This window comes from Phycisphaerae bacterium (genome assembly GCA_012729815.1).
Classification (GTDB): Bacteria; Planctomycetota; Phycisphaerae; order JAAYCJ01; family JAAYCJ01; genus JAAYCJ01.
Map to the genome: position 1 here is coordinate 1 of JAAYCJ010000340.1, position 10929 is coordinate 10929.

The 10929-nt window shown below is 64.2% G+C and carries 8 protein-coding genes; 6 read left to right on the plus strand and 2 right to left on the minus strand.

Annotated elements, in window-relative coordinates:
- From GXY33_21760 to GXY33_21770, 3 genes are all read left to right on the plus strand, one after another.
- The coding region (locus GXY33_21760; protein ID NLX07774.1) for a hypothetical protein at positions 1-999 on the plus strand (999 nt) is incomplete at its 5' end.
- 233 nt (positions 1000-1232) lie between these two features.
- Complete coding sequence (locus GXY33_21765; protein ID NLX07775.1) at positions 1233-2003, plus strand: site-specific DNA-methyltransferase; 771 nt, start codon at positions 1233-1235, stop codon at positions 2001-2003.
- Positions 2000-2995 carry an XcyI family restriction endonuclease gene (locus GXY33_21770; protein NLX07776.1) on the plus strand — a complete coding sequence of 332 codons (996 nt, stop codon included), beginning with the start codon at positions 2000-2002 and terminating at the stop codon, positions 2993-2995. Before GXY33_21765 ends, GXY33_21770 begins: the two co-directional genes overlap by 4 nt.
- Positions 2996-3051: 56 nt before the next feature.
- Here the strand turns inward: GXY33_21770 and GXY33_21775 are convergent, their stop codons facing one another.
- Positions 3052-3243, minus strand: coding sequence for a DUF433 domain-containing protein (locus GXY33_21775; GenBank protein ID NLX07777.1), 192 nt, complete (start codon positions 3241-3243; stop codon positions 3052-3054).
- A gap of 118 nt (positions 3244-3361) precedes the next feature.
- On the opposite strand from GXY33_21775, the gene GXY33_21780 reads away from it, so the two are divergent.
- From GXY33_21780 to GXY33_21790, 3 genes are all read left to right on the plus strand, one after another.
- Positions 3362-5008, plus strand: coding sequence for a hypothetical protein (locus GXY33_21780; GenBank protein ID NLX07778.1), 1647 nt, complete (start codon positions 3362-3364; stop codon positions 5006-5008).
- A 235-nt stretch (positions 5009-5243) separates the two neighbouring features.
- On the plus strand, positions 5244-7220 hold the full coding sequence (locus GXY33_21785; protein ID NLX07779.1) for a M6 family metalloprotease domain-containing protein: 1977 nt from the start codon (positions 5244-5246) through the stop codon (positions 7218-7220).
- 100 nt (positions 7221-7320) lie between these two features.
- A complete protein-coding gene (locus tag GXY33_21790; protein ID NLX07780.1) occupies positions 7321-8868 on the plus strand; it encodes a hypothetical protein in 1548 nt (515 codons plus the stop codon).
- Positions 8869-8945: 77 nt separating this feature from the next.
- Here GXY33_21790 and GXY33_21795 read toward each other — a convergent pair.
- On the minus strand, positions 8946-10929 hold a 1984-nt coding region (locus GXY33_21795; protein ID NLX07781.1), incomplete at its 5' end, for a methyl-accepting chemotaxis protein.

The following is a 10929-nucleotide window of genomic DNA, read 5'->3' on the forward strand; positions in this document are numbered from 1 at the left end:
CTCGACGAATCCCAGCCGGCGACGTGGGAGCTCTACAACGATCTGGCTTCGCGCCACGGCGTCGACGTGTTCATCCACGACTGGTACTGGTTCGACGGCCAGCCGGCCATGCACGAGGCCCTCGAAAGCGGCTTTTTGCGGTCGAGCAATCGCGAGAAGATGAAGTTTGCGATCATGTGGACCAACCACGACTGGCCCACGTGGATCGAGACCCGCCGGCCCGACGGCTCGTATCATCGCCCCTGCGCAGCCAGAAGCCCCAGCCACAGCCCCGCCGAGGTCTACCGCAGCATGGCCTACGCGGTCGCGCGGTATCTTCACGACCCGAACTACTGGCGGATCGACGGTAAGCCGGTGATCGTTATCTTCTGGCCCTTCGGTGAAGTTGAGGAATGCAGACGGCTCCTCGACGACCTCCGCGACCTGGCCCGCCGGATGGGCCACGAGGGCATTCACTTCCACGCCGCGCACGGCGGCCTGCTGACCGATCGTCTCGCCGAGCGCGGCTTCGACAGCTACGCCCACTACAACCCGCTGGGCGACGTGTCAAACCATCGCCCGATCGAAGAGGAGGTCATCGACTATCCCACTCTCGCCGCCCAGATCGCCGAGACGTACTGGCCGCGCTGGAACGCCCTGCACCCGCTGCCGTTCTTCCCGACCATCTCGCCCGGTTTCGACTGGACGCCGCGCATGCTGCCCCGCGTGCGCCCCGCCGGGCCGTCAGATCGTAACCGGTGGCCCGGCTGCACGATTCTCGAAAATGACACGCCCGCTGCGTTCGGCTCGTTCGTCCGTTCCGCCCTCGATTTCCTCGACGCCAACCGCACCGATCCGCGCGTGGTCGTGATCGGCTGCTGGAACGAATGGACCGAAGGCCACTACCTCCTGCCCGATCTGACGTACGGGTATGGCAAACTCCAAGCCCTCGCCGCCGCGCTCGACCTCGACGCCGAAACCGGCCGGAATCTCGGCAATACCGTACCGGGGAATCGATAATCGCGGCAGTCTGCCGCAGCACATTCTCCGGCGATTGACATGAAGCCCTGACGTGCTTATCCTAGCGTCTGGGATGGGAAAGAACGACGGCCACTTTCTACAGGGCGAGCATGCTGCGGGAACGCACCGTTACAGAGCAGGCGATTGAGGAGCCGAAGAGAATCGAGATCTTCGGATCGATGATCCTCCAGGGCGACGCCGTGAACATACTCCGGTGCCTGCCGGAGCACTCCATGCAGTGCGCGGTGACGTCGCCGCCCTACTGGGGGCTGCGCGACTACGATATCGAAGGTCAGATCGGCCTGGAGGCAAGCCTCGCGCAGTATATCAACCGACTCGTCACCGTCTTCAATGAAGTGAAGCGCGTCCTGAAGGACGACGGAATTCTGTGGATCAACATCGGCGACGGGTACACGAGCGGAAATCGGGGATGGAGAGCGCCGGACAAGAAGAATCCGGCGAGAGCGATGAACGTCAGGCCCAATACTCCGGACGGCCTGAAGCCAAAGGATCTTCTGGGCGTGCCGTGGCGTCTGGCGTTTGCGCTCCAACAGGACGGCTGGTACCTTCGAAGCGACATCATCTGGTACAAGCCGAACGCGATGCCTGAAAGCGTCAAGGATCGCCCCACTCGCGCTCACGAATACGTCTTCATGCTGACCAAGTCTGAGAAGTACTACTACGACTACGAAGCCATGCTGGAGGTGAATGGACGAGGCCCGCGGAATCGTCGAACGGTCTGGAGCGTGAACACGCAACCATTCACCGATGCGCACTTCGCGACGTTTCCGCCTGATCTGATCAAGCCGTGCATTCTCGCCTCGACCAGGCGTGGCGACCACGTGCTGGACCCGTTCTTCGGTTCCGGCACGGTGGGCGTCGTCTGCCAGGAGTTCAGCAGGAATTACGTCGGCGTCGAGTTGCACCCCGACTATATCGAGATGGCCGCCCGACGCCTTGCCAAAGGCACGCAGATCGTGTTACTCAGAGAAAACATCAGATGACGAGCACAACGATTCGCATTCCGGCGCCCGATCTCCAAGTGGACTTTTTCCTGGCGCTGGCTGCCGCAAGGCGCGAGTATCTTCAGGACGCCTTGCGAAGGACCGTGCAGAACCTCGACATCAGCAGACTGGACGACGAGCTATCCGATCTGGTCCCGCCGGACGAATTGCGGGGAATCGCCGGACGAGGCCTGAGAGGAGAGCTTCTCTTCGCAGTCCCGTACCTCCTTAACGAGAATCCGAAACTGCTGGGATACTATCGCCTGCTGCTGGGCTTCAGCCAGAAGGCGTTCTACACCGCCGATTACGGCACGACAATGTTCAAGGCGATGGAAGAGCGCGGACTTGTACCCAGAGCGGCGACCGAGCGGCTCGCTGAGCTGTGCAAGGGGCTCATCACCGCTGCGGTCACCATGGTCCGCGGAATAGGAGTCGAACACGTATCGCGAAACCTCCTCGACGACCTGACACTTCTGACACTCGGTCCGCAGTTGCGCGGCGGGGCCAACGTGACGAAGGGCAAAGTCGGCATCAAGACCGTTTTCAAGGTGATTCACGATATTGTCGGACAATATGCCGTTTCAGCCGATCAAAGGAAGATCGAAATCACCAACGCAGCCGAGCGAAAGGTCCTGATCGAATTCGCTTCCGATCCCGACATCATCATCCGTGAACTGATGGCGCCGAACTCCTATCGAAACCTGATAGCCATTGAAGTCAAGGGTGGGACTGATTTTTCGAATATTCACAACCGCCTCGGCGAGGCGGAAAAGAGCCATCAGAAGGCGCGGCAGGCAGGGTTTGTTGAATGCTGGACGGTGACCAATGTGGACCGAATTGACCTCGGCATGGCGAGGAGGGAGTCACCCACGACAAACCGGTTCTATCGGATATCGCAGATCATGTCGGAAGAAGGTGAGGAGTTTGAGGACTTCCGCAACCGCATCATCTCGTCAACCGGCATCCCGACGCCGGGAATCAGAGAACGCTAAAAACACCGCTGCCTGATCGAGTTGGCCGATCGGTAGCTCCGCCGCAGCAACCACATTTATGCGCTGGCCCGAAGCACCGGGACCTCGATCTCTTCGACACGCCACGCCGCGTATTGGAGGGCCGCGTCGATGTCCGCGGCTTCGAGGTACGGGTACAGCTTGAGAATGTCTTCCTTCCCCGTGGCGCCGTTCCTTCCGGCGATTTCCGATCTTCCGCGCTGACAGGACAGCCTTCCAACTCCGACCACCCGCGACTACAATACCTGCCTCTGATGCCGATCGGAGATAACACGGCAACGGAGAAAACCGAGCAGGACAAGACCACGACAGGCGATCGCGAACCCATCAGCTTCAGGATGACACACGATGACCGAAACCCACGTCAGCGGCATCCTCCAGACAGTCGAAAGGCAAATCCACTTCCTCGTGCAGCGCCAGCACCGCGGCGGATGGGTCGGACTCTGGTTCCTGCCCGACGGCCGGGCCGAGGCCCAAATCGCCGGAGAGCCGATCCGCACCATCAAGATGAGCCACGGCACCTCGCCCTCGATCGCCCAGGTGATCCTGCGGGCCGGGCAGGCGTTCGGGCGAAACGAGTGGGTCGAGTCGGCGGGGCGGTTCGTGAGCGTGCTCCGCGACGCCGAGTGTCCCAACGGCGGCTGGCCGCTGTATGTCTGGATCGAGGACGACGGCCGCCTTCAGCCGATGCCGGCCTACTGGCAGCACGACGACGGCCCGCCGCGCGGCGTGATGAAAAACGGCTGCACCACCAACAGCGTGATGTTCCTGCTCTACTACGGCCTGACCCAAAACGACCGCGAGGCCCAGCGCCTGGCTAAGAAGGGAACCGCGTTTCTTCTCCAAGCCCAGGACGCCAACGCACTCGGCCTCTGGTGCAACACCTATCCGATCCTGCCGACCGACGACCCCTTCGGCAACTGCGAAGCCGGCCTCGCCGACGACTCAGCCACGCCGTCCGCCCTCTGGGTGCTCCGGGCCCTCCACGGCACAACCGGCAACGCGGACTATCTGGCCCGCCTGACCCGCGCCGCCCAGAAAGTGGCCCAGCTTTTTGACTTCAACGACAAGACCGCCGGGTGGGCCCGCTACTACGATAGGTCCGGCCGCGCGTGCGACGCCCGCGTCATCGAAAAGGCCACGAACATCGAGACGCGATCCGGAATCGAACTGGTCGTTGCCCTGATCGAGGCCCACCGCCTGATCGGCGATCCACGACTGCTCGAACCGTGCCGCCGCTGGTCAAGCTTCATGATCGACGCCATGACTTGCGACCAAACGCCCGGCTGGCACGAACACTACGACCGAACCACCGGCCAACCCGTCCACTTCGACGGCCGAAACGAAGACGGCGTCGGCACCGAAGTCTCCGGCAAAGCCGCCCTCGCCCTCCTCCAATTTGGTCTCCACGCCGGCGACGACCGTGCCGTCGACGCCGCGCGACGCTACGCCGATTTCCTGATCGACCGTTTCCCCTCCGCCGGCTGGTGGGCCACCGGCTACCACCGCCACAGCGGCCAACCCCTCAGCTACGACTGGCGAAACCATCAATGGACCGCCGCCCACGACGCGATGATCCACGCCACCCCCCTGGCCCTCCTGACCGAACTGGCCAAAACCACCAGCCAGCCGCGCTACCTCGACGCCGCCGCCCGCGCCGCCCAGCGCCTGGCCCAACTCCAACTCGACTGCGGCGGATGGGCCTTCACCTACCAGACCGACACCAACCAACCCGCCGGCGGCGTCTGGCAGCCCGGCCGAAAAGACCTCGCCCGCGACCCCGACGCCAAACACCCCTTCATGCACGTCTGCCAGTCCATCTACGCCAGCGAAAGCGGCATCGGCAACCAGATCATCGCCTGGGAACTCATGAACCTTGCCGACCTCCTGCAAGGCCGACCCGACATCCACCACTGGCAGACCACCTACGGCATGCCCGTCCCGTTCCTACTGAACCGGCACCGGCCAACCGCCAGCCCCGAACGCGACGCATAGGGCCTTTAATATTATAATTACTACATACTCCTAATTGTAATTTATCAAACTTGCATAATCCCACCAAATTCGCTATGTTTGGGATTTATAGACGTAGTTTTTCTGCTCAGTCGCGGTGGGTTGCCCAACTCCGTGCATCGAAGACCTTCAGATAGCCGGATTCCGGCTGGGCCGGCGGACGCGGACGCTCCAGAACCCGTGGCCGTGGGACGTCTCGGACCAAGGGAATCGGGAAATGAAACGACAAATGTGGAAGGGCTGGCGCCTCTGTATCATCTCGGTGCTCCTGGGACCAGCCGCTGCGCCGCTCCTGGCGGTCCCGGCCTGTCCCGCACCCATGGAAGTCCACCAGCCGGACGGAACGCCCGTCACCGTCTTTCTGCGGGGTGACGAACGGGCCCACTGGCACCAGGACGATCAGGGCTTTCCCGTCGTTCAGGAACGCCGCGGACGCGGCAAGGGCGCGAGCACCTGGTGGGTCTACGCCCAGCAGCACAACGGCATGTTCAAGCCGACCCCTCACGCCCTCGGCAGAACCAATCCCAAAGCCCTCGGCCTCAAACGCGTCAACCCCAAACCTCTGCGACGCGCCGCGGCCGCCGACGCCAACCTCCCGGTCCAAAGCGACTACGCCTCGCCTCCAGCCGCCTCAACCGGCGCCGCCATGGGCAACCTGGTGCTGCTGGTCAACTTCGCCGACCTCGCCGTCGAATACTCCCGCGAAGGCTACGAGGACCTCTTCAACCAGATCGGATACGCCGACGACGGCGCGGGAGGATCGGTGCGCGATTACTACCTGGAGGTCTCCTACGGCCAGCTCGACGTCGTCGCCACCGTCGTCGAGCCGGTCACCCTGGACAACGGCTACGCATGGTACGGCGGCAACGATACCTACGGCCGCGACCTTCGGCCCAGGGACATGATCGTCGAGGCCCTGGCCAAGCTGGATCAGCGGGGATTCGACTTCACCACCGTTGACCTGAATCGCGACAACAGGATTGACGGCCTGTGCGTCATCCACGCCGGAGGCGGCGAGGAATACTCCGGCAATAACCCCAACTACATCTGGTCGCACATGGGCAGCCTTCTGTCTGCTGCGGTCCATGACGGCGTGGCCATCAGCCGCTACCATACCGAACCCGCCCGGCGCGGATGGGATAACAACCCTTCGTCGCAGGGCATCACCCGAATCGGCGTCATCTGCCACGAACACGGCCATTTCCTCGGACTGCCCGACCTCTACGACTACGGCTACGACAGCCGAGGCGTCGGCGACTTCTGCATCATGGGCTACGGATGCTGGAACGGCGACTACGGCACCCATCCCGCCCACTTCAGCGCCTGGTGCAAGATGTCCCTGGGCTGGATGCCTCCCACGATCGTCACCTCGCCCGGACGCTTCTTCCTGGACGACGCCGCCGTCGCACCACAGATGTACCTGCTCCTGCCGCCCGGGCAGTTCGCCGAGTTCTTCCTCATCGAAAACCGCCACGGCGCCGGCTTCGACCAGTATCTGCCCGGATCGCAGCGGGGCATCCTGATCTGGCACATCGACACGACCCGCTACAGCAACGACGACCAGACCCGCTACAGGGTCGATCTCGAAGAGGCCTCCGGCGTCCAGCACGTCCAGCTCAACCAGAACGACGGCGACGACGCCGACTACTTCCGCGAAGGCAGCGCCGCCGAGTTCACCGAGACCACCACGCCGAACAACCTCAGCTACGGCGGCGTCCCGCTGGGCCTCAACATTGTCAACGTCGGACCCGCCGGGCCCACCATGAGCTTCGACGCCGTTCCTCCGCGCGTCACCATCTCCGGCCATGTGCGGACCTTCACCGGCGCCGCTGTGGCCAACGTCGAGCTCGCCGCGACCGATGGTCCGAGCACGACCACCGATCCCAACGGCTTCTACCAGCTCACCGTTCCCGGCGGGTGGTCCGGAACCGTCACCCCCAGCCGGGCCAATTGGACCTTCGAACCGGCTGAGCGATCCTTCAGCTTCATGCTCGCGGACGCCGCCGATCGGGACTTTGCCGGCTATCTGCCCGGCGACGCCGACGGCGACGCCACCGTCGGCTACGCCGATTTCCAGATCCTCTACGATCACTGGAGCCAGAGCGGCGACTGGGCCCAGGGCGATTTCGACGGCAACGGCGTCATCGGCTTCGGCGACTTCCAGATCCTGCTGGACCATTGGGGCCTCAACTAGCGCTCGATGCGCCGCCAGCGGAAGCCGCATTGCCGTTGTCGAATCCCCCTCGCCAGCGGTATAGTCTTCCAGACGCAGTGTCGCGGTTCGAGGAAATCCGATGAGCGAAAAAACCATCATCTACAACGACGACGGGTGGTCCACCTACATGCGGTCGCCTGCCCCGATGTCCGCCGACCGGATCGTCCGCCGGACCGTCGGACCCGTTGCCGGAACCGCCGTCCGCGTCTACCAGTTCTGCGCCCTCGGCGGCCACGCCGTCAACTACAACTCCACCTTCCTCCCGCGCGTCGGCGAGATGATGGACGCGATCGACACCATGCACGTCTGGCGCATGCGCGAAACCCTTCGGGCCCTCGAAGCCGAAGGCACCGACCCGCTGCACGTGGTCAGCCGGGCCTGCCGCCAACACGACATCGACTGCCAGTTCAGCCTGCGAATGAACGACGCCCACCATACCTACCGAAAGCGCGACGGCTCGTGGTACTTTCCCGAACTCCAGTCGCCCTGGCTCGACGAGCATCCCGAACTGCTCCTGGACAACCGCACCCTCGACTACGCCCAGCCGGCGGTCCACCAGTACCGCCAACGCCAGATCCGCGAAATCCTCGACCGCTACGAACACGTCGCCGGCATCGACCTGGACTTCACGCGATTCCAGCCCTGGTTCCGCCCGGGACATCAAGAGGCCGGCCGCCCCCTGATGACCCAACTGATCCGCGACCTGCGGGCGATCACCCGCCAGGCGGGACGAACCCTCAGCGCCCGCTTCGAATACGATCCGCACGCTGTGATCGCCAGCGGCCTCGACGTCGAAACGTGGCTCGACGAACGGCTGCTCGACCAGATCACCCTCGGCGTCACCGGCGACCACGCGCCCGACTCTCCAAGCCGCTGGTGGATCGACCGCGCCCACCGCGCCGGTTGCCGCGTCTTTCCCGGCATCGAAGGCCAACTGCACTGGATCGCAAGCTGCGGCACCGGCGGCGCCGGCCTGCATCCGGGCAACGGCGTCGAGGACGGATTCGGCCCGCCCTCGATGCCCTACATGCGGGCCGTCGCCGCCAACCACTACGCCGACGGGGCCGACGGCCTGAGCCTCTTTAACTTCACCTGCGCCGACGGGCCCTTCCCGCGAGAGACCTTCACCGAACTGGCCGAACCGTCCGCGATGGCCTTTGGCGACAAGCAGTACGTCGCCGCCGTCTGGCCGTCCGACCACCAGATCTACCAGAGCCACTGGACCAGCCGATTTCGACTCGCTCCGGACGAACCCCGCGCCGCCTACCCGCTTCGCATCGCCGACGACCTGCCCGAAGCGCAGCGCCGCGACCTGGCCCCCTCAGCCGTGCTGACGCTCGACCTGATGGGCCTCAACGCCATCGACGACGTCGAAATCCACGTCAACGACGTGCCGCTGGCCTGGAACGGCGACCTCTACAACCACTACGACCACGGCGGCTGGAACGACGTCGTCCGTTTCGACGCGCCCACCGCCGCCCTCCGCCAGGGCGAGAACGCCGTCACCATCCACCGCCTCAAGGACAACCCCGGTTTCTCCGGCAATATCGAGGTCCGCAAGTGCGTGCTGGAAATCCGCTACCGCCGCACGTTTTGCCCGGGAACGATCCAGCCGCCCGCCGGGTAAAAAATCGGACGACGCCGGGGTCGGGGTAGGTAAACCCCCCGGCGTCGTCTGTTGCCCTACGCCTTCAGCACCGGTCTTTAGAACCCATCCACCTCCGACGAAGTCTCCGCTGGCGCAAACGCCGACCGCCGGGAGACTCCGCTCTTGACCTTCGCCACGGCGTGGACCCGTTCGGAGGGCTCAGACGGGCTGGGGTGACCCGCATGGCCTCCGCGACTGGTATCTCCGATCACCCGCACGAGCGTCTCGACCACCTCGTTGAGCTGGCGAACCTGCGACGAGAGCGACTCGCACGCCGATGCCGTCTCCTCCGCGTTCGCCGCGTTCGACTGAGTTACGTGGTCCATCTGCGAAATGGCGGTGTTGATCTGCTCGATGCCCTGGGCCTGCTGATCGCTGGCCCCCGAAACCTGCCCGATAAGCTGTCCCACCTCGCCGACGCCCGTCACAATCTCCGAAAGGATGTCGCCGACCTCCTGCGAAACCATCACACCGTTCTCGGCGTTCTTCTGGGCTTCCTCGATCAGGCCCGCTGTGTTCCTGGCCGCCTCCGCCGACCGCTGGGCCAGGTTGCGCACCTCCTCAGCCACCACGGCAAAGCCCTTGCCCGCCTCGCCCGCCCGCGCGGCCTCCACCGCGGCGTTGAGCGCCAGCAGATTCGTCTGGAACGCGATCTCGTCGATCGTCTTGAGGATCTTGGCCGTCTGGTCGGACGAGGCCTTGATCTTATTGATCGCTTCGGACATTCGCGTCATGGCGTCCTTCGACTTGGCCGCCGCCGATCCCACCGTCTCAGCCGTCCCGTTGGCCTGCCTGGCGTTCTCGGCGTTCTTCCGGGTCATCGACGTCATCTCCTCCAGCGACGACGACGTCTCCTCCAGGCTCGACGCCTGCTCGCTGGCCCCTTCGGCGATCTGCTGGGTCGCCTGCGAAACCTGCTGCGACGCCGATCCCACCGAACTCGCCGTCTCCTTCAAACGCCCCACCGCTGCCCCGATCTGACGGGTCAGGTATCGCGCGACCAGGAACCAGACCAACAGGGCGCCGAACACCGCCGCGCCGCTGACCACAAGCTGAATGACCGTCCCCTGTTTGGCGAGCTGGCGCACCTGCTGCTCAGCCTTCTGAAACTCCTCCACGTACGAACCGACGCCGATCACCCAGTCCCACGGCGCAAAGTACATCACCCGCGCCACCTTCACCCGAGCCGTCGCGTCCCCGGCGTTCTTCCACGGATACCGCTGCTCCGCCACTTCGTTCGGACCCAGGTTCAACGCCTTCTTGCAGATCTCCTGGATAAACAGCACGCCGTCCGCGTCCTTGGCCTCCCAGATGTTCTCGCCGTCACGCTTGCCGTTCTGCGAAATCACGTAGTGGCCCTGGCTGTCCAGAATGTACACGTAGCCGGTCTCGCCCACCTTGGTGTTCATCACCGCCTGCCGCAGGCTCGTCACGCTCTCCTGCGGAACCCCCACGTACAGCGCGCCCACGACGTTGCCCGCCGCGTCCTTGATCGGCTCGTAGGCCGTGATATACCAGCCGTTGACCACGTACGTTCGGCCCTGGAAACTCTGACCCTTGAGGATCGCCTCCACCACCGGGTTGGCCTTGCCGCCGGGCTCGAGCTTCGGGATGAACGTCCCGATCGCCCGCGACCCGTCCTGCTTGCACACGTTGGTGCACACCCGAAGCAGGTCGCCCTCCTCGTTCATCCGCTGAAAAATCGTGCACGTCGCCCCCACCACCTCCATCACCTCATCGACGACCGGCGAAGCCGTCTTCGCCTCGGTGTTCTGCCCGAGCCACACGTCGCCCACCATCATCTTCGGCAACGAAACCGATTTCTCCGTCTTCGTGAACTGATCGATCGCCGTCCACGTCACCGTCTCCTCGGCGAATCGAACCGGCCCGGTCTGCGCCAGCACCCGCCGCGCCACGTTCAGGCTGTCGTTGATGCTCTGCTGCAGCAGCTCCTGCTGCGACGCGCACATGGCGTAGACGCCCTCCGCGATGTGGTCCAGGTCGGCATAGGCAAGCGTCTGACACTCCTCCACCGCCGCC